General features: G+C 71.6%; 17 protein-coding genes, 2 tRNA genes and 1 other RNA gene. 8 read left to right on the top strand and 12 right to left on the bottom strand.

Annotation, left to right across the window (positions count from 1 at the left end):
* The first annotated feature begins 10 nt into the window (after window positions 1-10).
* Window positions 11-1957 (top strand): acetate--CoA ligase, encoded by a 1947-nt coding sequence (gene acs, locus AA0Z99_RS00955; RefSeq protein ID WP_413318598.1) that lies wholly within the window; start codon window positions 11-13, stop codon window positions 1955-1957.
* A 125-nt stretch (window positions 1958-2082) separates the two neighbouring features.
* Here acs and AA0Z99_RS00950 read toward each other — a convergent pair whose 3' ends face one another.
* Together AA0Z99_RS00950 and AA0Z99_RS00945 are read right to left on the bottom strand one after the other, a co-directional pair.
* Window positions 2083-2541 carry a RidA family protein gene (locus tag AA0Z99_RS00950; RefSeq protein WP_413318596.1) on the bottom strand — a complete coding sequence of 153 codons (459 nt, stop codon included), beginning with the start codon at window positions 2539-2541 and terminating at the stop codon, window positions 2083-2085.
* A complete protein-coding gene (locus AA0Z99_RS00945) occupies window positions 2538-2711 on the bottom strand; it encodes a hypothetical protein (RefSeq protein WP_413318595.1) in 174 nt (57 codons plus the stop codon). The genes AA0Z99_RS00950 and AA0Z99_RS00945 overlap by 4 nt, the downstream gene beginning before the upstream one ends.
* Window positions 2712-2759: 48 nt before the next feature.
* On the opposite strand from AA0Z99_RS00945, the gene AA0Z99_RS00940 reads away from it, so the two are divergent.
* The 3 genes from AA0Z99_RS00940 (at window position 2760) to AA0Z99_RS00930 (ending at window position 6387) form a co-directional block, all read left to right on the top strand.
* Entirely contained in the window at window positions 2760-5336 is a 2577-nt protein-coding gene (locus AA0Z99_RS00940; RefSeq protein WP_413318593.1) for a transglycosylase domain-containing protein, read from the top strand.
* Between the two features lie 19 nt (window positions 5337-5355).
* On the top strand, window positions 5356-6270 hold the full coding sequence (locus AA0Z99_RS00935; protein WP_413318592.1) for a metallophosphoesterase: 915 nt from the start codon (window positions 5356-5358) through the stop codon (window positions 6268-6270).
* A gap of 43 nt (window positions 6271-6313) precedes the next feature.
* A tRNA-Pro gene (locus AA0Z99_RS00930) sits at window positions 6314-6387 on the top strand.
* A gap of 104 nt (window positions 6388-6491) precedes the next feature.
* Here AA0Z99_RS00930 and AA0Z99_RS00925 read toward each other — a convergent pair.
* Genes AA0Z99_RS00925 through AA0Z99_RS00915 form a run of 3 tightly spaced genes read right to left on the bottom strand, consistent with a single transcriptional unit; the run spans window position 6492 to window position 9239 of the window.
* Window positions 6492-7088, bottom strand: coding sequence for a thymidine kinase (locus AA0Z99_RS00925; protein ID WP_413318590.1), 597 nt, complete (start codon window positions 7086-7088; stop codon window positions 6492-6494).
* Between the two features lie 2 nt (window positions 7089-7090).
* On the bottom strand, window positions 7091-7711 hold the full coding sequence (locus AA0Z99_RS00920) for a helix-turn-helix transcriptional regulator (RefSeq protein ID WP_413318588.1): 621 nt from the start codon (window positions 7709-7711) through the stop codon (window positions 7091-7093).
* Window positions 7712-7721: 10 nt separating this feature from the next.
* The gene (locus tag AA0Z99_RS00915; protein WP_413318586.1) at window positions 7722-9239 is read right to left on the bottom strand and encodes a malate:quinone oxidoreductase; all 1518 of its coding nucleotides are present in this window, start codon (window positions 9237-9239) and stop codon (window positions 7722-7724) included.
* Window positions 9240-9353: 114 nt separating this feature from the next.
* Between AA0Z99_RS00915 and AA0Z99_RS00910 the strand changes: the two genes are divergently transcribed.
* On the top strand, window positions 9354-9710 hold the full coding sequence (locus AA0Z99_RS00910; RefSeq protein ID WP_413318584.1) for a hypothetical protein: 357 nt from the start codon (window positions 9354-9356) through the stop codon (window positions 9708-9710).
* Window positions 9711-9746: 36 nt separating this feature from the next.
* Here the strand turns inward: AA0Z99_RS00910 and AA0Z99_RS00905 are convergent, their stop codons facing one another.
* The 5 genes from AA0Z99_RS00905 to ffs form a co-directional block, all read right to left on the bottom strand.
* The gene (locus AA0Z99_RS00905) at window positions 9747-10823 is read right to left on the bottom strand and encodes an aspartate-semialdehyde dehydrogenase (RefSeq protein WP_413318582.1); all 1077 of its coding nucleotides are present in this window, start codon (window positions 10821-10823) and stop codon (window positions 9747-9749) included.
* Entirely contained in the window at window positions 10820-12094 is a 1275-nt protein-coding gene (locus AA0Z99_RS00900; RefSeq protein WP_413318580.1) for an aspartate kinase, read from the bottom strand. Before AA0Z99_RS00900 ends, AA0Z99_RS00905 begins: the two co-directional genes overlap by 4 nt.
* A gap of 70 nt (window positions 12095-12164) precedes the next feature.
* Entirely contained in the window at window positions 12165-12764 is a 600-nt protein-coding gene (recR, locus tag AA0Z99_RS00895; RefSeq protein WP_413318578.1) for a recombination mediator RecR, read from the bottom strand.
* 1 nt (window position 12765) lies between these two features.
* Window positions 12766-15156: a DNA polymerase III subunit gamma and tau gene (locus AA0Z99_RS00890; RefSeq protein WP_413318576.1), complete on the bottom strand. Its 2391-nt coding sequence runs from the start codon at window positions 15154-15156 to the stop codon at window positions 12766-12768.
* 50 nt (window positions 15157-15206) lie between these two features.
* Window positions 15207-15303: signal recognition particle sRNA small type (ffs, locus tag AA0Z99_RS00885), an RNA gene on the bottom strand.
* 56 nt (window positions 15304-15359) lie between these two features.
* Between ffs and AA0Z99_RS00880 the strand changes: the two genes are divergently transcribed.
* A complete protein-coding gene (locus AA0Z99_RS00880; RefSeq protein ID WP_413318574.1) occupies window positions 15360-16196 on the top strand; it encodes a cytochrome b5 domain-containing protein in 837 nt (278 codons plus the stop codon).
* 6 nt (window positions 16197-16202) lie between these two features.
* Here the strand turns inward: AA0Z99_RS00880 and AA0Z99_RS00875 are convergent, their stop codons facing one another.
* Window positions 16203-17390 carry an acetate/propionate family kinase gene (locus AA0Z99_RS00875; protein WP_413318572.1) on the bottom strand — a complete coding sequence of 396 codons (1188 nt, stop codon included), beginning with the start codon at window positions 17388-17390 and terminating at the stop codon, window positions 16203-16205.
* Complete coding sequence (gene pta / locus AA0Z99_RS00870) at window positions 17387-19522, bottom strand: phosphate acetyltransferase (protein ID WP_413318571.1); 2136 nt, start codon at window positions 19520-19522, stop codon at window positions 17387-17389. Before pta ends, AA0Z99_RS00875 begins: the two co-directional genes overlap by 4 nt.
* Before the next feature lie 227 nt (window positions 19523-19749).
* Here pta and AA0Z99_RS00865 point away from each other — a divergent pair, with 227 nt between their 5' ends.
* Window positions 19750-23613 (top strand): cell wall-binding repeat-containing protein, encoded by a 3864-nt coding sequence (locus tag AA0Z99_RS00865; RefSeq protein WP_413318569.1) that lies wholly within the window; start codon window positions 19750-19752, stop codon window positions 23611-23613.
* Window positions 23614-23704: 91 nt separating this feature from the next.
* Window positions 23705-23789, top strand: a tRNA-Ser gene (locus AA0Z99_RS00860).
* Window positions 23790-23842 lie beyond the last annotated feature (53 nt).

Raw genomic sequence — 23842 nt, 5'->3', positions numbered from 1 at the left:
AGGAACCGCTGTGTCTGACCGCATCGACCATCTGCTGCACGAGACCCGCCGCTTCGCGCCGCCCGAGGCGCTCGCGCAAGGCTCTGCCACCTCTGCCGAGCTCTACGCGGAGGCGGAGGAGGATCGGCTCGCCTTCTGGGCAGAGCAAGCGCGGTCGCTGCAGTGGGAGACGCCCTTCAGCGAGGTGCTCGACTGGCAGCCGCCGCACGCGAAGTGGTTCCACGACGGCACGCTCAACGTGGCGGTCAACTGCCTCGACCGGCACGTCGAGGCGGGCAACGGCGATCGCGTCGCCCTGCACTGGGAGGGTGAGCCCGGAGACACGCGCACCCTCACCTATGCCGACATGACGGCAGAGGTCAAGCGCCTCGCGAACGTGCTCGAGTCGCTGGGCGTGCAGGCGGGCGACCGCGTCGCGATCTACCTCCCGATGCTGCCGGAGGCCGTGGCCGCGATGCTCGCGTGCGCGCGCATCGGCGCCGTCCACACCGCCGTCTTCGGCGGCTTCAGCCCCTCGAACCTGCGCGGCCGCATCGACGACGCCGGCGCCACCTTCGTGATCACCACCGATGGCGCGTGGCGCAAGGGCAAGGTGTTCGCGCTCAAGCCCACCGTCGACGAGGCGCTGCGCGAGCCCGGCCACGGCGTCACCAACGTGCTCGTGGTGCGCCGCGGCGAGAACGAGATCGACTGGACCCCCGGCCGCGACGTCTGGTACCACGAGGCGATGGCGGATGCCGCGGAGGAGCACGTGGCGCAGGCGTTCCCGGCCGAGCACCCGCTCTTCATCCTCTACACCTCCGGCACGACCGGGAAGCCGAAGGGCATCCTCCACACGAGCGCCGGCTACCTCGCCCAGACCGCGTTCACGCACCGCCACGTGTTCGACCTGCAGCCCGAGACCGACGTCTTCTGGTGCACGGCGGACATCGGGTGGGTGACGGGCCACAGCTACGTCGTCTACGGCCCGATGGCGAACGGCACGACGCAGGTCATGCACGAGGGCACCTTCGACACCCCCACGCCCGAGCGCCCGTGGCAGATCATCGAGCGGTACGGCGTGACCATCTTCTACACCGCGCCCACGGCCATCCGCACGTTCATGAAGCTCGGCCGCCAGCACACGCAGTCGAGCGACCTGTCGAGCCTGCGGGTGCTCGGCACGGTGGGCGAGCCCATCAACCCCGAGGCCTGGATGTGGTACCGCGACGTGGTCGGCGGCGGTACCACGCCCATCGTCGACACCTGGTGGCAGACGGAGACCGGCGCCATCATGATCTCGGCGCTCGCCTCGGTGACGACGCTGAAGCCGGGCAGCGCCCAGGTGCCTATCCCGGGCATCGCGATCGACGTGGTCGACGAGTCGGGCGCGCCGGTCGCCGACGGGCAGGGCGGCCTCCTCGTCGCCACCCAGCCGTGGCCGTCGATGCTGCGCACCATCTGGGGCGACGACGAGCGCTACCGCGAGACCTACTGGGAGAAGTTCGGCGATCGCTACTTCGCCGGCGATGGCGCCCGCAAGGACGAGGACGGCGACATCTGGCTGCTCGGCCGCGTCGACGACGTCATGAACGTCTCAGGCCACCGCCTCTCGACGGCGGAGATCGAGTCCTCGCTCGTCTCCCACGCCGGCGTCGCCGAGTCGGCGGTCGTGGGCGCGACGGATGCGACGACGGGCCAGGCGGTCGTCGCGTTCGTGATCCTGAAGCAGTCGGCCTCGCAGGAGCACTCCGTCGAGGAGGCCGAGCAGATGCTCCGCCAGCACGTCGCGACCGACATCGGCGCCATCGCGCGGCCCCGTCAGGTGTTCATCGTGCCCGATCTGCCGAAGACGCGCTCCGGCAAGATCATGCGGCGCCTGCTGCGCGACCTCGCGGAGGGGCGCGCGCTCGGCGACACCACGACGCTCGCGGATCAGAGCGTGGTCGAGGCGATCAAGCAGCAGTTCCGCGGCTGAGCGCGCCCCGTTCCCGCAGGTCGAGGAGCGCGCGCCGCGGGCGAGCGCGTCACGAGACCGCAGCCTCTCGGCCTCGTGGCGGCAGCGGCGCTCTCGCCGCACCCTCCTCGACCTGCGAACGCGCGTCAGGCGAAGGCGACGACCAGCTCGACCTCGACGGGCGCGCCCAGCGGCAGCTCCGCGACGCCGACGGCGCTGCGGGCGTGGACTCCCGCGTCGCCGAAGATCTCGCCCAGCACGTCGCTCGCGCCGTTGACGACGCCGGGCTGGCCCTGGAAGCCCTCCGCCGAGGCGACGAAGCCGACCACCTTCACGATGCGGGTGATGCGGTCGAGCGAACCGATCTCGGCATCGATGGCGGCCAGCGCGTTCAGCGCGCACTGCCGGGCGTCGAGGGCGGCGGCCTCCGCCGACACCTCGGCTCCTACCTTGCCGGTGCGAGGCATCGCGCCGTCCACCATCGGCAGCTGCCCGGAGGTGAAGACGAGGCCGCCTGTGGAGACAGCCGGCACGTAGGAGGCGACCGGCGGCACGACGGCCGGCAGCTCGATCCCGAGCTCGGTCAGGCGATCGGCGACGCTCACGCCTGCTCCGGCGCCTCGAGCGGACGCTTCAGGAACGCGACCATGCCGCCCTCCGGCCCGTTCGCGACGTGCACGAGCTCCCAGCCGTCGCTGCCCCAGGTGTTGAGGATGGCGGTCTCGCGGTGGATGAGGAGCGGCGTGGTGGCGTACTCCCAGGTCGTGTTCGGCATCGTCGGTCGTCCCCTGCGTCATAGGTTGGTCGCGTACCCTCGTATGCTATGGCCGCTACACGACACAAGCCAGGAAGCCTGATCGGCTCGCTCCTCGGGCTCATCGGGTTCTCCGCGATCGCCGGGATCCTCGTCTCCGCGACGCTCACGCCTGCGCTCGCGGTGGCCTCGAGCACCGCCAACAGCGGCCTCGACCTCTTCGAGAGCCTGCCCTCCTACGCGCAGATCAACCAGCAGGCAGAGCGCAACCGCATCTACGGCGTGCGCGACGGCCAGCCGGTCGAGATCGCCCAGTTCTACGCCCAGGACCGCCAGGTGCTGCAGTGGGGCGACGTGCCCTCGAACGCGGTGCACGCGCTCATCTCGGGAGAGGATCGCCGCTACTACTCGCACGGCGGCGTCGACGCGCCCTCGGTGGTGCGCGCCGGCATGTCGCAGCTCGGCTTCGGCAGCGACTCGGGCGCCTCGACGCTCACGATGCAGCTCGTGCGCATGCAGATCGCGATCGACGCGTGCCTCTCGGACGACGAGGAGTCGCAAGCGGTCTGCGACGCGCAGTACACCGAGTCCTACCAGCGCAAGCTTGCCGAGATGCGCCTGGCGATCGGGCTCGAGCAGCAGTACACGAAGAACGAGATCGTGCTCGCGTACCTGAACATCGCGAACTTCGGCGGCAACATCTACGGCATCGAGTCGGGTGCGCAGCGCCTGTTCGGGAAGCCCGCGTCAGACCTCACGGTCGCGGAGTCGGCCGCGCTGATCGCGACGGTGCAGAACCCGTCGATCCGCAGGCTCGACAACGCGGAGAACTGGCCGCGCAACCAGGAGCGCCGCGACTTCATCATCAACCGCATGGCGGACGACGGCTACATCACCGCCGAGGAGCGCGACGAGGCGCTCGCGACGCCCGTGGACGAGAGCTTCGTCAACATCCAGGCGCCGAACAACGGCTGCATCACCGGCTACGACTCCGCCCGGTTCTTCTGCGACTACGTGCAGCGCGTGCTCCAGATCGACACGGTCGAGGGCGGCAACCACATCCTGGGCGCGACGCCGGAGGACAACGCCCGGGCGCTGGCCCAGGGCGGCTACAGCATCTACACCTCGATCGACCTCGACCTCAACGACGCCGTGCAGGCGACCGTGGATCAGTACGTGCCGAACGACGAGACCCGCTGGGAGTCCGGCGCAGCGGTGACGCAGCTGGAAGTCGGCACGGGCCGCATCCTCGCGATGGTGCAGAACAAGGACTACGACAACCGCACCGAGCACGCCCCCACGGGCACAGCGGTGAACTTCAACGCCGACTACGCCCACGGTCGCTCCACCGGCTTCCAGCCGGGCTCCGGGTTCAAGATCTTCACGCTCGCGCAGTGGATCATCGACGGCAACTCCGTGAACGAGCGCCTGGACGCCACGCGGCAGGAGTGGCCGACCGGAGCGTTCCGCGCGGAGTGCACGGGCCTGGTCTCCGAGGAGTGGAACCCGCAGAACAACGAGGGCAACGAGTACTCCCGCATGACCCCGACCGAGATCATGGTGAACTCCGTCAACACCGGCATCGCGACGATGGCGAGCCAGCTGGACCTCTGCGACATCCACGACACCGCCTCCCGCATGGGCGCCTACCCCGCGAACGGCTCGGAGTGGGAGATCTTCGCGCCCGCAGTCATCGGCTCGGGATCGACCGTGACGCCGATGGGCATGGCCTCGGCCTTCGCCACCATCGCGAACGGCGGCGTCGCGTGCGCGCCGATCGCGATCGACCGCATCGTGGCCCGCGACGGCACCGAGGTGGCCCCGCCCGGGCAGGACTGCGACCAGGCCCTGACGCCCGAGGTCGCCTCGGTGATGCAGTCCGTGCTCGAGGAGGTCACGCAGCGGAACCCGCTCAACAACCCGCGCGGCGCCGCCCCGGTGATCTCGAAGACCGGCACCACGAACAACGTCGAGCAGACGTGGGTCAACGGCGCGAGCCCGACCGTGGCGACCTCCGTCTGGGTCGGCAACATCATCGGGCCGAACCGCAACCTGCAGGATCGCTGGAACGTGCGATCCTCGGTCTTCACCGCAGCGATGGCCGAGGCCATGAACCGCTACCCCGGCGGGCAGTTCCTCGCTCCCGACGAGGACACGCTGCGCGGCGACGCGAGCGAGCTGCCCGACGTCTCGGGACTGAGCGTCGCGGATGCGCAGGCGACGCTCGAGGGCGCGGGCTACACCGTGCAGGTGGCCGACGCGATCGAGGGCCTGCAGGCCGAGGGCGTCGTCGAGTACACCGCTCCCGGCGCCGGCTCGCTCGTCTCGTCGCAGACGCCGATCATCATCTACCCCTCGAACGGCGGGCTCGGCGCCGACGCGGAGCAGGATCCCGGCGCGACCGAGGATCCCGCCGCAGCGGCCTGGCCAGACCTCGTCGGGCAGGCGATCGCCGACGCGAGAGCGGCGGTCGGCAGCGCCGGCTTCGATCCCGAGCTGATCCAGATCACCTGGCAGGACCACGGCGAGCCGAACCTCTGCACCGTGCTGGCGCAGAACCCTGAGCCGGGCGCCCCCGGCGGACCGGACGACCCGATCTCCGTCGTGGTGGGCACCGACGCCGGCGGAGGCGACCCTGGCTGCTAGCCCCAGAGCGCTCGGCGCGGTGGTCGGCGGCGTGCTCGCCGCCGGCGCCGCCGTCGCTGCCTACGCGACCGCCATCGAGCCCCGTGCCTTCCGCATCCGCAGCGAAGAGCTGCGCGTGCTCCCCGCGGGCGCGCGCCCGATCACGGTGCTCCACCTCGCGGACATCCACCTCGCGCCCTGGCAGTCGGGCAAGCTCGACTGGCTCGAGGGCCTCGCGACGCTCGAGCCGGATCTGGTCGTCAACACCGGCGACAGCCTCGGGCACGCGGCCGCGCTGCCCGCGCTCGCCGATGCCCTCCGCGTCTTCCGCGGCGTCCCCGGCTTCTTCGTGCACGGCTCCAACGACGTCTTCGGGCCGCAGCTGAAGAACCCGCTGCGCTACTTCGGCGGCCCCTCGACGCACACCGGCCCCGACACGGCAGAGCGGCTCGACACCGCGGGCCTCGAGCGCGCCTACGAGGAGCTCGGCTGGCTGAGCCTCAACAACACCGCGCGCGCCGTCGAGGTGCGCGGCACCACGGTCGCAGGCTTCGGGGTCTCTGACCCCCACCGCGACTGGGATCGCCTCGACGAGACCGAGGCCGCGATCTCGCGCATGCGCAAGGCGCTCGGGGACGGCCCGCGCGTCATGCTCGGGGTCACGCACGCGCCGTACCGGCGCATCCTCGACGCCTTCGTCGACCTCGGGGCGGATGCGATCCTCGCCGGCCACACGCACGGCGGGCAGGTGCGGGTGCCGGGTGGGCACGCGATCGTGACCAACTGCGACATCCCGCGCGACCAGGCCTCGGGGCTCAGCACCTGGGTGCACGACGGCCAGGCAGTGCCGCTCAACGTCTCGCAGGGCATCGGCGCATCGATCTTCGCGCCCTTCCGCCTCGGCACTCCCCCCGAGGCCGTCGTCGTGTCGCTGCGGGCCCGCGACATCGGGTAGACTGGTCCGGTTGCTCAGCGGATCCTGATCCCGCAGTCGACATCGGGGTGTGGCGCAGCTTGGTAGCGCGCGTCGTTCGGGACGACGAGGTCGCAGGTTCAAATCCTGTCACCCCGACAGCATGGGAAGGGCTCATCGCGGCGAGGCTGCGGTGAGCCCTTCGTCGTCGATGTCGAGCAGCACGCGACATCCGGGCCGGCCGCTGGGCCCTGCGCGCGGAGCTAGGCGCCCAGCTGCCCGCCGGATTCCTGCAGGTAGCAGGTCGCGCAGAGCGACTCGTACGTGACCTCCTCGCCGTCGATGGCGACCTGATCGCCGTCGAAGACGAATCCTCCGCCGATCTTGCGACCGTTGAACATCGCCTTGCGGCCGCATCGGCAGATGGTCTTGAGCTCCTCGAGCGAGTGCGCGAGCTCGAGGAGGCGCGCGGAGCCGGGGAAGGCGTGCGTTAGGAAGTCGGTGCGGATGCCGTACGCGATCACGGGCACGCCGCGCTCGACGGCGATGCGCAGCAGCTCGTCGACCTGGGCAGGTGCCAGGAACTGGGCCTCGTCGATGAGCAGGCACGCGACCGGCTCCTCGCGCTCAGCGGCAGCCGTCGCGAACGCTGCCTCTGCCGACTCCCCAGCCCCGATGAGGACGTCGACCTGTCGCGTGACGCCGAGGCGCGAGACGATGTCGCGCTCGCCCTTCGTGTCGGTCGCGGGCTTCGCCAGCAGCACGCGCTGGCCGCGCTCCTCGTAGTTGAAGGCCGCCTGCAGCAGCCCCGTCGACTTCCCCGAGTTCATGGCGCCGTAGCGGAAGTACAGCTTCGCCAACGCTAGAGGATCCCGTCTTCCTCTGCGCGGTTGATGAGCTGCGACCGCTTGCTCGCGGGGCGATCGAGCGCCGCGTACTTCGCGCGCACACGACGCAGGAACGTCTTCGCCGTCTCGTAGCCCACCCCCATCTCGGCCGCCACCTGCACGGTGGTGAGCCCCTGCACGTAGTGCGCGAGCGCTCGCCGCTCGCCGGAGGAGAGGCGAGGGCGCCGCTCGAAGTCGCCCAGCAGTCGCGAGCTCCGACGCCGCGCAGGGCGCGTCGCCCCGATGCGCTCGGCGACCGCCGCAGCGCTGTCGGCGAGCGGCACGATGGTGGCGCCAGTGGCGGAGAGCGCCTCGTGCAGATCCTCGTCGACGTCGGCGTGCACGACGACGAGCGCGCCAGCCGCGGCCGCGGTCTGCGCGTGGGCGAACAGCGCACGGCCCGGCTCCTCGGCCAGCACGACGACATCGCCCGGGAAGCCGCTGTCGACCACCAGCTCGGTGAAGCGCCCGGCGACGGCGTTGAGGGTGAGGGAGGGATCGCCCGCGATCGCTTCGCGCAGCGCTGCTCCGAGCGCCCCGCCGGCGACGACGCTCACCGAGCGCGGGGCGCCGGTCTCGGTCTCGGTCGTGGGCATGATCGGTGCCTCAGACCTTCACCGCGGCAGCCTCGTCGAGCGCTGGAGCACCCGACGTCTCCACGAGTCGCAGGGTGCGCGCGGTGCGCTCGAGCGCTGCTCGTGCAGCCTCGGGGTCGTCGTTGAGCTTCGTGCCGTAGCTGGGGATCAGCTCGCGGAGGGTCTCGCTCCAGACCGGCATCTTCTCGGGGAAGCAGCGCTCGAAGAGCGTCAGCATGACGTGCACGGCGGTCGAGGCGCCGGGCGAGGCACCCAGCAGGCCGGCGATGGTGCCGTCGGCGCCGGTGACGAGCTCGGTGCCGAACTGCAGCACCCCGCCCTTCTCGGCATCCTTCTTCATCACCTGCACCCGCTGACCGGCGACGATCAGGCGCCAGTCCTCGTCCTTCGCGTCGGGCATGAACTCGCGCAGCGCGTCGAGCCGCTGCTTGCGGGAGGCGAAGACCTCGCCCACGAGGTAGCTCACGAGATCGAGGTTCGCGAGCCCAGCGCGCGCCATCGGCCAGATGTTGTGACCCTTGATGGTCTCGAACATGTCGGTGACGCTACCGGTCTTCAGGTACTTCGGGCTCCAGCCGGCGTAGGGGCCGAAGAGCAGGCTGGCCTCGCCGTCCACCACGCGCGTGTCGAGGTGCGGCACGGACATCGGCGGGGCGCCGACGCTCGCCTTGCCGTAGACCTTCGCCGTGTGGCGCGCGACGACATCCGGGTTGTCGGTGCGCAGGAACGCGCCGGAGATGGGGAAGCCGGCGAAGCCCTTCGCCTCGGGGATGCCGGACTTCTGCAACAGCTTGAGCGCACCGCCGCCCGCGCCGACGAACACGAAGCGGGCCTTGACCTCGAACTTCGCCTGACCGACCTCCCGCCGCAGCCTGATGCGCCAGTCGCCCTCCGGCAGCCGCTTCAGGCCCGTGACGGTCACATCGGTGCTGAGCGCAGCGCCCTCGTCCTGCAGCTTGCCGATCAGCATGCGCGTCAGCGCGCCGAAGTCGACGTCCGTGCCGTCGGTGGAGCGCGTCGCCGCGATCCGCTGCGACTTCTTGCGACCGGGGATCAGCGTGGGGGCCCAGCTGCGGATGACCTCGGCATCCTCCGAGTACTCCATGCCTGCGAACAGCGGCTCGTCCTTGAGGAGCTCCCAGCGGCGGCGCAGGTAGTCGACGTTCTCCTCGCCCCAGACGAAGGTCATGTGCGGCGTGGGCGAGATGAAGCTCTTCGGGTCGGGCAGCGTGCCGTCCTCGACGAACGACGCCCACAGCTGGCGCGAGAGCTGGAACTGCTCGTTGATGTCGACGGCCTTCGCCGTCGTCATCGAACCGTCCTTGCCCTCGGGCATGTAGTTCAGCTCGCAGAGCGCCGCGTGGCCGGTACCGGCGTTGTTCCAGGGGTTCGACGACTCGAGGCCGACGTCGGAGAGGCGCTCGAAGATGGCGATCGACCACGTCGGCTCGAGGCGGTGCAGGAGGGCTCCGAGCGTCGCGCTCATGATCCCTCCACCGATGAGGGCTACGTCGATGGTCTTGGTCACGCCACCGATTCTAGAACAAGGCTCCAGAACGGGGGGACGCCATCCCCAGATGACGCCCCTAGCATGGCCCGCGACCGACGGCGCTGCCGCCGGTCACCGACGAGAGGGAGCACCATGGGAATCCTGGATGACGCCAAGGGCAAGCTGGGCGACGCGGCCGGCTGGGTCAAGGATCGTGCCGACCAGATCGGCGATCAGGCGCACGGCGCGGGCCAGACCATCGGCGAGCGCGCCGCCGACGCGAAGCACTGGGTCGAGACGCGCATCGGTTCGGGTGAGGCAGATGCGGGGTCGCCCGTCGAGCGCACCGGTGGCGGCGGCGACTTCGCGCGCACCTCGGAGGCTGCGGACGACGAGCCCGCGGACGCGCCGCTCGTCGCCGGCGTCGAGGGGCACGACGCCGGCGACAGCGAGGCCGCCGGCCGGCACAGCGCCGAGCCGCCCTCCCCCTCGAGCGCACCGGCTGCGTGATCGCTGCCGGCGGCTCCGCCGCGTGCGGGGCCGCCGTCAGCCGAGGCGCTCGGCGACCAGCTCTGCCAGCTGCACGGCGTTGAGCGCCGCTCCCTTGCGCAGGTTGTCGTTCGAGACGAAGAGGACGAGGCCCTTGCCGGGCTCGGCCGACTGGTCGGCACGGATGCGCCCCACGAGCGAGGGGTCGGCGCCGGCCGCCTGGAGGGGCGTCGGCACGTCGACCAGCGCCACGCCCGGCGCGTGCGCGAGCAGCTCACGGGCGGCCTCGGGGCTCAGGTCGCGCTCGAACTCCGCGTGGATCGCCAGCGAGTGGCCCGAGAACACCGGCACCCGCACGCAGGTGCCAGCGACGCGCAGCTCGGGGCGCTGCAGGATCTTGCGCGACTCGTTGCGCAGCTTCTGCTCCTCGTCGGTCTCCCCCGTCCCGTCGTCGACGATCGACCCGGCGAGCGGCAGCACGTTGTGCGCGATCGTCTGGGTGTAGACGGCGGGCGCCGGGAAGTCGACGGCGCCGCCGTCGTGCGCCAGGCGCTCCGGGTGCTGCGAGGCCGCCTGCTCCAGCTGACCGCGCAGCTCCTCGACACCGGCGAGGCCGGAGCCGGACACGGCCTGGTAGGTCGTCACGACCAGCCGCACGAGCCCGGACGCCACATCGAGCGGCTTCAGCACCGGCATCGCGGCCATGGTGGTGCAGTTGGGGTTCGCGATGATGCCCTTCACGGCGCCCGCGATCGCGTGCGGGTTGACCTCCGCGACGACGAGCGGCACGTCGGGATCCATCCGCCACGCCGACGAGTTGTCGATGACGATCACCCCGGCGTCGGCGAACCTCGGCGCCAGGCGCTTCGAGGTCGCCCCGCCCGCTGAGAAGATGGCGATGTCGAGGCCGCTCGGGTCTGCCTGCTCGGCATCCTCGACGGTGATCCGCTGCCCGCGGAACTCGAGCTCGGTGCCCGCCGAGCGCGCGGACGCGAACAGCCGCAGCTGCTCGATCGGCACGTCGCGGTCGGCGAGCAGGCGCAGCACGACGCCGCCGACCTGCCCGGTGGCGCCGACGACGCCGATCGCGATGGGCCTGCGGTGCCCCGGCTCGGCCTGCAGCTGCCGGATCATCGACCCGTCCCCGCGTGCACGACAGCCGCTTCTGCGGCGTCGAGGTCGAAGGCCGAGTGCACCACGCGCACCGCGTCGATCAGCTGATCGGCGCGGGTCACCACCGAGATGCGGATCTCGGAGGTGGAGATCATCTCGATGTTGATGTCCGACTCCGACAGCGCGCGGAAGAGGCGTGCGGAGACGCCCGCGTTCGTGCGCATGCCGGCGCCGACGAGCGCGAGCTTGCCGATCTGGTCGTCGTAGTGCAGCTGCTCGAAGCCGGCGTCCTCCCGGTGCGCCTCGAGCGCGTCGAGCACCGTGCCCGCCTCCTCCTTCGGGAGGGTGAAGGAGATGTCGGTGCGGCCGGTGGTGGCGGCCGAGACGTTCTGCACGATCATGTCGATGTTCGCGCCGGTCTCGGCCACGATCGTGAAGATGCGGGCCGCGACGCCGGGCACGTCGGGCGTGCCGACGACGGTGACCTTGGCCTCTGACAGGTCGTGGGCGACGCCCACGATCATCGGCTCTTCCATTTGGGACCCTGCTCTCTCTGGGTCGTACACGATGGTGCCCTCGTCGTTCGTGAACGACGAGCGCACGTGAAGGGTGACGCCGTGGCGGCGGGCGTACTCGACGCTGCGGATGTGCAGCACCTTCGCCCCGCCGGCAGCGAGCTCGAGCATCTCCTCGCTGGTGATGCGAGGGATGCGGCGGGCGAGCGGGACGACGCGGGGGTCGGCGGAGAAGACCCCGTCGACATCCGTGTAGATCTCGCACACGTCCGCCTCGAGGGCGGCCGCCAGGGCGACGGCGGAGGTGTCGGAACCGCCCCTGCCGAGGGTGGTGATGTCGCCGGTGACCTTGTTGAAGCCGGCGAAGCCCTGCACGATCGCGATCTGGCCGCGGTCGAGGGCGTCGCGCACGCGGCCGGGCGTCACCGACACGATGCGGGCCGAGCCGTGGCGGTCGTCGGTGAGCATGCCCGCTTGGCTGCCCGTGAACGAGACGGCCTCGGCTCCCTGCGACTTGATCGCCATCGCGAGCAGCGCCATCGAGATGCGCTCGCCGGCGGTGAGCAGCATGTCGAGCTCGCGGCCGTGCGCCGGCAGGGTCGGCACCACCTGGTGCGCGAGGTCGAGGAGCTCATCGGTCGTGTCGCCCATGGCGGAGACGACGACGACGACGGAGTGCCCGCGCTTGCGGGTCTCGACGATCCGCTTGGCGACGCGCTTGATCCCCTCGGCGTCGCCCACACTGGACCCGCCGTACTTCTGCACGATGAGGCTCACGTCGCTCCTCTGCACCCCTGGAACTCCCCAGTCTAGGCTTCGGGCGCGCCGATTCCGGCCATGCGGCGACTCAGTGCTCGACCGCGCGACGCCCCTCGAAGGCCCTGCCGAGCGTCATCTCGTCGGCGAACTCCAGGTCGCCGCCGACCGGCAGGCCGCTCGCGAGCCGCGAGATGCGCACGCCCATCGGCAGCAGCGAGCGGATCAGGTAGGTCGCGGTCGCCTCGCCCTCGACGTTCGGGTCGGTGGCGATGATGATCTCCTCGATCGCCGCATCCTGCAAGCGGCTCATGAGCGACGCGACCCGCAGCTGATCGGGGCCGATCCCCTGCATCGGGTTGAGCGCCCCGCCGAGCACGTGGTACAGCCCGCGGTACTCCCGGGTGCGCTCGATCGCGACGACGTCCTTCGCCTCCTCGACCACGCAGATGGTCGTCGGCACCCGCCGCGGGTCGCGGCAGATCGAGCAGCGCTCCTGCTCCCCGATGTTGCCGCAGACGACGCAGAAGCGCACGCGCTGGCGCACGGTCTGCAGGATGGTGGCGAGCCGGTCGACGTCGAAGGACTCGGTCTGGATGATGTGGAAGGCGATGCGCTGGGCAGACTTCGGGCCCACGCCCGGCAGGCGGCCGAGCTCGTCGATCAGGTCCTGGACGATGCCGTCGTACATGTCAGCGCTCCCCTCGCACGCGTGGTCGTTCCTCGATCAGCTCTGCACCGAGCTCCTCGCGCACGACCGCCTCGCCGTAGCGAGCGGCTTGTGAGGCGGAGAGCGCGGGTTCGGGCGCCGGCGCCGCCTTGGCGAGCTCGCTGAGCGAAGGGCCCGCAGGCAGGGGAGCCGATGCCGCCGGCTCGGAGCGCGTCGGCACGGCGGGCGCCGGGGCGTCGGGAGCGGACACGAACGAGAACGGGTCGGGCTCGGGCTCGTCGGGCAGCGACTGCTCCGGGAGGTCCTCCGGCGGCGCCTCGGCGTCGCTCGGGATCGCGGCGACCGCCCACCCGACGACCGGTCCCGCTGCGGGCTCCGCCGTGGCCGGGGGCGCCGAGGCGGCGCCGGCAGCCTCGGGCTGCTGGCTCGGCGCCTCCGTGTCGGTCGGCTGCTGCGCGGGTGGCGCCGAGTCGGTGGCCTCCTGTGCCGGGGCCACTGCCGCTCGGCGCTCCTCGCCGGGCTCGGAGGGCTGCGGCTGGCCGGGAGCGCGACCGGATTGCCGCGTGCGCGGGACGTACTTCACCTGGATGCCGAGGAGCTCCTCGATGGCCGTGCGCAGCAGATCCGCCACGCTGGGCTTCGCGCCGTGCGCCTCCCGGAACCGCTGCACGTCGCTGTCGGACTGGAAGCCGAGCAGCAGCACATCGCCGTCCTTCAGGTCGATGGGCGTGGTGTTCGACACGAGCATCCAGGCCGTGCGGTGGTGGTCGGCGAGCTTCTGCAGCACCTCGTCCCAGCTGTCGCGCAGCTGCTTGAACGTGATCGGGGCGGCGGGGGCCACCACGAGCTGTTCGGCGGCCGGCCCAGCGACCGGCACCTCCGACGCAGCTGTCCCGTTCGCGACGGGCACCTCGGCGGACGCGCGCACCGCGGGCGCAGGCTCGGCAGGGGCACGATCGGTGGTCGCCGACTCGGTGGTCGCCGACTCGGTGGTCGCCGATTCGGCAGGCACGGCCTCGGTGGGCGCGGACGCGGTGCGTGCAGGCTCGGCAGGTGCTGGCTCGGCCGCCGCAGGCTGGGTCGACGCGGTCTCGGCCGCCGCAGGCTGGACCGACGCGGTCTCGGCCGCCGCCGGACCGGCCGACGCGGGCCCGGCAGGCTCGACCTGGGCAGCGCTCGACGGCGCCCGGCTCGCCGCCCGACGCGGAGCAGCCGGCTCCTGCTGCACGGGCGGCGCGGCGGGAGGCGCAGCGACCGCGCCCTCCAACCGCTGCTCGATCCGCTCGACGCGCGCGAGCGTGCCCACCTCGACGTCGCCGGACTCCGGGACGAGCAGGCGCGCGGCCATCAGCTCGAGGTGCAGGCGCGGGCTCGTGGCACCGGCCATGTCCGTGAGCGAGCGCGCGACGATGTCGGCGGCGCGCGAGAGCTCCGCGGCGCCGAAGCCGCCGGCCTGCTCGACGAGGGTGGCCAGCTCGTCCTCCGGCACGCCGTGCAGGATCGCCGCCGGGTCGCTCGCGGCGTGCGCGACGATGAGGTCCCGCAAGCGCTCGAGCAGGTCCTCGACGAAGCGGCGCGGATCCTGCCCGGTCTGCACGACGCGATCGATGGATGCGAACAGCCTCGACGCGTCCGCCGCCGACAGGGCACCGACGATGTCGTCGAGCAGCTCGCCGTGCGTGAAGCCGAGCAGCGCGACGGCGCTCTCGTACGCCACGCGCCCCTCCGAGCCCGCGATCAGCTGGTCGAGCAGGCTCAGCGTGTCGCGAGCCGAGCCGCCGCCAGCCCGCACGACGAGCGGCAGCACGCCCGGATCCACCTCGACGCCCTCCTCGCCGCAGAGGCGCTGCACGTACTCCAGCATCGGCGCCGGCGCGATGAGCCGGAAGGGGTAGTGGTGCGTGCGCGATCGGATCGTGCCGATCACCTTCTCGGGCTCGGTCGTGGCGAAGATGAACTTGATGTGCTCCGGCGGTTCCTCCACGATCTTCAGCAGCGCGTTGAAGCCGCCAGAGGTCACCATGTGCGCCTCGTCGATGATGAAGACCTTGTAGCGGTCGCGGCTGGGCGCGAAGGTCGCACGCTCCCGCAGGTCGCGGGCGTCGTCGACGCCGCCGTGGCTCGCGGCGTCGATCTCGACCACGTCGAGCGAACCGCCGCCGTCGCGACCGAGCTCGACGCACGAGTCGCAGGTGCCGCAGGGCTCGGGCGTCGGCCCCGACGCGCAGTTCAGGCAGCGCGCCAGGATGCGGGCGCTCGTGGTCTTGCCGCAGCCGCGAGGGCCGGAGAAGAGGTAGGCGTGGTTCACGCGGTCTGCGCGCAGCGCGGTGCGCAGCGGATCGGTCACGTGCGCCTGCCCGATGAGCTCGGCGAACGACTCCGGCCGGTACCGGCGGTAGAGGGCTGCGACCATGGGCTCCAGGCTACTTGGCACCGGTGACACCCGCAGACGGCCTCCACGACGAGGAAGACTCCCCGCGCACCCGCCAGAGCCCGGTTGCCCTTGCTTCGTCTCCGACCTGGGGGAGTTGGCCTGGATGGCGCCACGCGGGGAGCCGCCACCATGGTACCCAACGTCGCCGCTGTGCGCGAAGCGAGCCGCTGTAGCGTTGCGCCATGCGCTCCATCGCCGAATCGACCAGCCCCTTCGACCTCGCGTTCGGGCTGCCGCTGCACCCGCTCGCCGTGCACATGCCGGTCGTGCTGCTGCCCCTCGGCGCGATCGGGGTGGTGCTGGCGCTACTCGTGCCGCGCTGGCGCGCCTCGCTCGCCTGGCCGGTCGTCGCGGTGCTCGGCATCGCGACCGTCGGCGCGCTCGTGGCGAAGCTCTCCGGCGAGGCGCTCGCCGCTCGCGTCGGCTCCCCCGGCCAGCACGAGCAGCTCGGCAACTGGGTGCTCATCATCAGCGCGCTGCTGTTCGCGGCGACCCTCGCGTGGTGGCTGTGGCAGGGCAAGGCCGACCGGCGCAACCGCTCGACGGGCGTGATGGGCCTGATCGCAGGCACCGTGCTCGCCACCATCGCGGTCGGTTCGATCATCGTCGCCGTGCTGACCGGGCACACGGGCGCCACCGCCGTCTGGGAGGACCGCATCGGTGCCGGCCAGGCAGAGGCCCCGCTGGATCCGAGCGCCCCGCAGGGCGCGGATGCGACGCAGGCGCCCGGCGCATCGGCCGAGGACACCCCCGCACCGTCGTCGAGCAGCGACGGCTCGACGCAGATCGGGCTCTCCGAGGTGGCGCAGCACGACGACGCCGCGTCCTGCTGGGTCGCGATCGAGGGCACGGTCTACGACGTCACCGAGTGGGTGGCGCAGCACCCAGGCGGCCCCGACCGCATCCTCGCCATCTGCGGCACCGATGCGACCGACGCCTTCGGCGCCCAGCACGGCGGTCAGGCGCTGCCCACCGAGCAGCTCACCCGCTTCGCGATCGGCGAGCTCGCCGAGCGCTGAGCGGCATCAGCGGACGAGCGCCGCCACCTGCCGCGCGATCTCGAGCTCCTCGTCGGTCGGCACGACCCACACCTCGATCGCCGAGCCGTCGGCCGAGATGCGGCGCTCGCCGCGGCCGGCGTTGCGCTCGGGGTCGATGACGATGCCGAGGCCCTCGAGGCCCGCGAGCGCGGCTGCGCGCACCGCGGGCGCGTTCTCGCCGATGCCGGCGGTGAAGGCGATCGCGTCGGTGCGGCCGAGGTGCGCGAGGTAGGCGCCGACGGTGCCGCGCAGCCGATGGGCGACGATCTCGAGGGCCTCGCCAGCGCGCGCGATGCCGGCGTCCGCGGCCTGCTGCACGTCGCGCATGTCGCCCGTGCCCGTCAGGCCGAGCAGGCCAGAGCGCTTGTTGAGCAGCGCGTCGATCTCGTCGATCGACATGCCGGCGGTGCGGTGCAGGTGGAAGACGACGCCCGGGTCGATGTCCCCGGACCGCGTGCCCATCACGAGACCCGCCAGGGGCGTCATCCCCATCGAGGTCTCGATGCTCTCGCCGCCGCGCACCGCCGTCGCCGAGGCGCCGTTGCCGAGGTGCAGCACGATCGAGTTGACCTCCGTCAGCGGCTTGCCCAGCAGCTCGGCCACGCGACGGGAGACGAACTGATGGCTCGTCCCGTGGAAGCCGTACTTGCGGATGCGGTGCTCGGCGGCGACCTGCTCGTCGATCGCGTAGCGATGCGCAGCGGGCGGGATGGTGAGGTGGAAGGCGGTGTCGAAGACGGCGACGTGCGGGAAGCCGGCGAACGCGGCGCGGGCGGAGCGGATGCCCTGGAGGTTCGCGGGGTTGTGCAGCGGCGCGAGCGGGGCGAGGTCGTCGATCTGCTGGGCCACGTCGTCGTCGACGAGGACGGCCCGGTCGAAGCGCGCGCCGCCCTGCACGACCCGGTGGCCGATGCCGATCAGGTGGGCGTCGTCGAGGTCTGGCCCGTGCGCGTCGAGCTGCCGCAGCACCCAGCCGAACGCGTGCGCGTGATCGGTGATGACGCGCTGCTCCACGACGTCCTCGCGCCCGGGCACCTGGTGCTTCGCGCGCCCGGTGGTCTCGCCGATGCGCTCGATCAGCCCGCTCGCGAGCGCCTCGCCGGAGTCGACGTCGACGAGCTGGTACTTCAGGCTCGACGACCCGGCGTTGATGACGAAGACCGAGGCGGTCATGCTGCACCCTGCGTGCGCGCGTCGGGCGCCGGCTGGTCATCGTCGCGCGCGCCCTGGGCCTGGATCGCGGTGATGGCGATGGTGTTGACGATGTCGCTCACGAGCGCGCCGCGGGACAGGTCGTTGACCGGCTTGGCCAGGCCCTGCAGCACCGGGCCGATGGCGAGCGCCCCCGCCGACCGCTGCACCGCCTTGTAGGTGTTGTTGCCCGTGTTGAGGTCGGGGAAGACGAACACGGTCGCGCGCCCCGCCACCTGCGACTGCGGCAGCTTCTTCTGCGCGACGGCTGCATCCGCCGCCGCGTCGTACTGGATCGGGCCCTCGACCGCCAGCTCGGGCGCGCGCTCGCGCACCAGGGCGGTCGCCGCGCGCACGCGGTCGACCTCAGCGCCCGTGCCCGACTCGCCCGTGGAGTAGGAGAGCATCGCCACGCGCGGCTCGATGCCGAAGTCGCGCGCCGTCTGCGCCGAGGAGACCGCGATGTCCGCGAGCTCCTCCACGGTCGGCTCCGGGATCACCGCGCAGTCGCCGTAGACGAGCACGCGGTCGGCGAGCGCCATCAGGAACACGCTCGAGACGACGGAGACACCGGGCTTGGTCTTGATCGTCTCGAACGACGGCTTGATGGTGTGCGCCGTGGTGTGCGCCGCACCGGATACCATCCCGTCGGCGTCACCGGTGTGCACCATCAGGGTGCCGAAGTAGCTCACGTCGAGCAGCCGCTCCATCGCCTGCTCGATCGTGACGCCCTTGTGGGCTCGCAGGCGCTGGTACTCGGCGGCGTACCTCGGTCGCAGCTCCTCGTCATCGGTCGAGACGACGCGCGCGCGGGAGAGGTCGAGCCCGAGGCTCGCGGCCCGCTGCCGGATCGATGGCTCGTCGCCGAGGATCGTGAGCTCGGCGATGCCGCGGGCCAGCACCGTCGAGGCGGCCTGCAGGATGCGGTCGTCGTCGCCCTCCGGGAGCACGATGTGGCGCACGCTCTGCCGGGCGCGCTCGATGAGGCTGTGCTCGAAGATGAGCGGGGTCACCACGTCGGTCGTCGCGACCTCGAGCCGCTCGAGCAGCGCCTCGGCGTCGACGTGCTGCTCGAACAGGGCGAGCGCCGAGTCGCGCTTGCGCTGGGTGCCGTCGATCAGCGATCCCCTGGTCGTCGCGATGCGGCGGGCGGTCTCGTAGGTGCCGTGCGGGCTCGTGCCGATCGGCAGCTCCAGGTCGAGGCCGTCGAGCAGTCGCTGCACGGCGGGGTGCAGCTCGAAGCCGCCGTTGAGGATGATGCCGGCGATCGAGGGGAAGGTGTCGGACTGCTGCGCGAGCAGGGTGCCGACGACCACATCCGAGCGGTCGCCGGGCATGACGAGGATGCCCCCCTCGATCAGCCGCTCGAGCACGTGCTCCATCGACATGCCGGCGACCACCGTGCCGAGCGATTCGCGCGCCAGCCGGTCGGCGTCGCCGCGCAGGAGGCTCGCGTCGGTCGCGGCGAACAGCGCGCCGACGCTCGGGGCGCTCAGCAGCGCGTCCTCCGGGATCGACCAGATCGGCACGCCGTCGGGCACCGCATCCGCCACCGCGCCCGGGATCGCGTCGATCGCCGAGGGCTCGGCGCGGTTGACGACGATGCCGGCGATGGACGCGTGGGCCTGGGCGAGCTCCGCGGTGGTGACGTCGGCGAGCTGGCGCAGCTGGTCGGCGCTGCGCGGCGCGTCCGTCTCGGGGTCGCGACCGCCGAGCACCAGCAGCACCGAGGCGCCCAGGTTGGCTGCGACGCGGGCGTTGAAGCCGAGCTCGGTCGGGCTGCCGACGTCGGTGTAGTCGGAGCCGACGATCACGATGGCGTCGAAGCGCTCGTCGATGCGGTGGTAGCGGTCGACGATGGTGGCCAGCGCTGCCTCTGCGTCGTCGTGCACGGCGGCGTAGGTGGTGCCGATCGCCTCCTCGTAGTCGAGGTCGACGGCCTCGTGCGCGAGCAGGAGCTCGAGCACACGATCGCGCTCCTGCGCGGAGCGCGCCACGGGTCGGAAGACGCCGACTCGCTCGACCCTTCGGCTGAGCGCTTCGAGGAGCCCCAGCGCGACGATCGACTTGCCTGCGTGGCCCTCGGGGGAAGCGATGACGATTCGGGTCGGCATCGCCTCAGGCTAGCCCGCCGACCTTAGGTCACGAAACGGTAACGCTTGTTCCGGCGCCATATCGGGCCACCACAGCACGAGCATAGATTCGAGCCATCCGTCCCGCCTCTCTGCGGGACTTCGTCACGAACGAAGGATCACCTGTGAATTCACACACCACCAGGCGTGTGCGTCTCCGCCGTGGCCTCGCACTCACAACTGCCCTCGCGCTCAGCGCGGGGGCATCTGTGCTCGGTGCGGCCGCAGCCGGCGCAGCGCCGATCGAGCAGCAGCGCTCGATCGACACGAGCGGGTTCGAGAGCGGGCGCTACATCGTCGTGCTCGACAACGACCCGCTCGCGACCTACCGAGGGGGGCTGCCCAACCTGGCGCGCACCGCTCCGACGGGGGAGGCGGACATCGACGTCTCGACCTCCGCGGCGACCGCCTACGCCCAGCACCTCGAGAGCCAGCAGAACGCTGTCGCGAGCTCGATCGGCGCGCAGGTCGCCGCGAGCATGACGGTGACCATGAACGGCTTCATCGCCGACCTGTCGTCCGAGCAGGCGCTCGAGCTCGCCAGCGACGCTCGCGTCTCGCAGATCTTCCCGGACGAGATCCTCCAGATCACCGCGAGCCCCGCCAACGAGTTCCTCGACCTCGAGGGCCTGTGGGCCGAGGTCGGCGGCGTCGACGAGGCCGGGGCCGGCGTGGTCGTCGGTGTCATCGACACGGGCATCGCTCCCGAGAACCCGCTGTTCGCCGGTGAGCCGCTCGGCACCACCGCGGGCGCGGAGCCCTACTGGGACGGCGACGCCATCGTCTACGAGAAGGGCGACGGCAACACCTTCTCCGGCGCCTGCGAGACCGGCACGCAGTTCACCGTCGACGACTGCTCGACGAAGATCATCACGGCGCGCTACTTCGTCGACGGCTTCGGCACCGGCGGCCTCGGCTCCGAGGACCAGGTCCCCGGTGAGTACGTGTCGCCCCGTGACGGCGACGGCCACGGCTCGCACACCGCCTCGACCGCGGCCGGCAACGCCGAGGTCGCGATCACGTCGGCTGGCGGCGAGGACCTCGGCACCATGTCCGGCGTCGCGCCCGAGGCGCGCATCGCGTCGTACAAGGCCTGCTGGTCAGGACCCGACCCGACGATCACCGACGACGACGGCTGCGCGAGCAGCGACCTCGTGCAGGCGATCGACCAGGCCGTGATCGACGGCGTGGACGTCATCAACTACTCCATCGGCGGCGGCGCTGCCACGTCGGTCGCCACGGCCACGGACGTCTCGTTCCTGGGTGCCGCGGCTGCCGGTGTCTTCGTCTCCGTCTCGGCCGGCAACAGCGGCCCGGACGCCTCGACGCTCGACCACGCCGCTCCGTGGTACACCACGGTCGCCGCATCGAGCGTCCCGAACTACGAGGCGACGGTCGTCCTCGAGGGCGACGTCCGCCTCCCGGGCGGCTCCATCACGGTCCCCATGGGTGACGACGCCGAGCCGATCACCGGCCCGTTCGTCTACGCCGGTGACATCGCCGCAGCGGGTGCTGACCCCGCTGAGGCCGCGCTCTGCTTCACGGACACCCTGGACCCGGCACTCGCTGCCGGCGCCATCGTGCTCTGCGACCGCGGCGTGAGCGCGCGCGTCGACAAGTCTGCCGAGGTCGCCGCCGCAGGCGGCATCGCGGCGGTGCTCGTCAACGTCACGCCGGGCTCCGTCGACCTCGACGACCACGTCATCCCGACCGTGCACCTCGACGCGCAGTACCGCGACCAGCTCCTGGCCGCAGCGCAGACGGACGGCGCGACGGTCACCCTCGAGGCCGGCAACAGCTCGGGCATCGAGACCCCCGCGCCCATCGTGGCGGGCTTCTCGTCGCGCGGCCCGGCGCTCGCCGATGGCAGCGACGTCATCAAGCCCGATGTCGCCGCTCCCGGCGTCGGCATCATCGCGGCCGGACCCAACCCGGCGGACGGCGAGCCGAGCTACGCGCTGCTCTCCGGCACCTCGATGGCCGCACCGCACGTCGCGGGCCTCGGCGCGATCTACCTGGGCGCGCACCCCAACGCCACCCCGGCAGAGGTCAAGTCGGCGCTCATGACGACGGCGACGGACACGCTGAACGAGGACGGCACGGAGTCGACGGACGTGTGGGCACAGGGCGCAGGCCACGTGAACACGCAGTCGATGCTCGACGCCGGTCTCATCTACCAGAACGGCACCGCCGACTGGTACGGCTACCTGCGCGGGATCGGCTACGGCCTGCCCGACGCGTGGGTCGGCTCGCCGATCGACCCGAGCGACGTGAACATCGCGTCGATCGCGATCGGCTCGCTCGCCGGCACGCAGACGGTGACCCGCACGGTCACGGCGCTCGAGGCGGGTTCCTACACCGCTTCGGTCACCGATGTGCCGGGAGTCGACGTCGAGGTCTCCCCCTCGACGCTGACCTTCGACGCCGCCGGCGACACGGCCACCTTCGAGGTGACGTTCACGACCGCGGACGCCCCGCTCGCATCGTGGTCGACGGGCTCGCTCACGTGGACGAGCGCGGAGCACACCGTGCGCTCGCCGCTCGCCGTCCGCCCGGTCGCCGTCGCGGTGCCCGAGTGGGTCGAGGGCATGGGCACGTCGGGTGAGACGCCGATCTCCGGCATCTCCGGCCTCGCCGGCGAGATCGACCTCCAGGCGAACGGCCTCGCGCCGTTCGAGCAGCTCGCCGCCGCCAGCGGCGAGGAGGGGCAGACGCTGGTCTACCCGCTCGAGATCGCCGAGGGTGAGATCGCCCGGTACATCTCGCTCGACGGGCTGGACAACACCGCCGACCTCGACCTCTACCTGCAGCGCCTGGAGAACGGCGTCCCGGTGGAGCAGTGGGTCGGCGGCACGGCAGCAGCCGACGAGGAGGTCCTCCTCGAGGACCCCCAGGCCGGCAGCTACCGCGTGCTCGTCGTCATCTTCGCCGAGGGCAGCGAGGGATCGCCGGTCGACTTCACCGTCGACTACGCGGCCGTCATGCCCGGGCAGCAGGAGGGCTCGTTCACGACGGACCCGACCTCGCTGACGGGTGAGATCGCCGCTCCCTTCTCCTTCACGGCGGAGTGGCGCGGTCTCGACATCGATCGCGAGTACCTGGGCGCGATCGGCTACAACGACTCCGAGGAGCGCACCTTCGTCCACGTCACGAGCGGCGAGGTGGCCATGCCGGCACCTGACCGCATCGCCGGCGGCAACCGCTTCGAGACCGCTGTCGCGATCTCGCAGCAGGGCTACCCGGAGGGCGCGGACGTCGTCTACATCGCCAGCGGTCAGACGTTCCCGGACGGACTCGCAGCGGCACCCGCTGCGGCTCGCGAGGAGGCTCCCCTGCTGCTGACGATGGCCAACGCGCTCTCGCCCGCGGTCGTCGATGAGATCGAGCGCCTGTCGCCCGAGCGCATCGTGATCGTCGGCGGCGAGCCGTCGGTCTCTGCGGCGGTCGCCGACCAGCTCGCCGACATGGCGGCGACGGTCGACCGCGTCGGTGGCGTCAACCGCTTCGAGACCAGCCGTCTCATCGCGGAGTACGCCTTCGAGAGCTCGGCGAACGCGTTCATCGCGACCGGTCGCAACTTCCCCGACGCCCTGTCGGCGGGAGCTGCAGCCGGTTCGGTCGACGCGCCGATCCTCCTGGTCGACGGCATGGCCGGGGACGTCGACGAGGCCACCATGGCCGAGCTCGACCGCCTGGGCGCGCAGAACGTGTACCTGCAGGGAGACCAGCGATCGATGTCGAACGGCATCGAGCTGGACTTCGACAACGCAGGCCTCGTCGTGCACCGCTTCGCGGGCGCGAACCGCTTCCAGACGGCGGTGCTCGTCAACCAGGCGTTCTTCACGGCGCCGGTGCCGGCGATGTACATCGCCAGCGGCATGAAGTTCCCGGATGCCCTGAGCGCCTCGGCGCTCGCGGCTGCCGAGGGCGCGCCGCTGTACCTGGCGCAGCCGACGTGCATCGACTCGCAGATCGTCACGGAGAGCCTGCGACTCGACCAGCCGCCGGTGTTCCTGCTCGGCGACGAGAACACGCTGTCGGCTGAGGTCGCGGAGTACGCGATCTGCGGCTAGCAGCAGCACATGAGCGGGGGCGGGGACTTCGGTTCCCGCCCCCGTTCTCCGTGGGGCTAGAATCGCAGGGTTGGCCTCGCGAGGCCGGCACGGAGGATTCGCCTAGTGGCCTATGGCGCACGCTTGGAAAGCGTGTTGGGTGCAAGCCCTCAGGGGTTCGAATCCCCTATCCTCCGCCGAAGGACGAAGCGGGACATCGAGTGCGGTGTCCCGCTTCGTCGTGCGCGGC

The organism is Agrococcus phoenicis, assembly GCF_047302415.1.
GTDB lineage: Bacteria > Actinomycetota > Actinomycetes > Actinomycetales > Microbacteriaceae > Agrococcus.
This window is presented reverse-complemented; position numbering and strand designations above follow the sequence as displayed.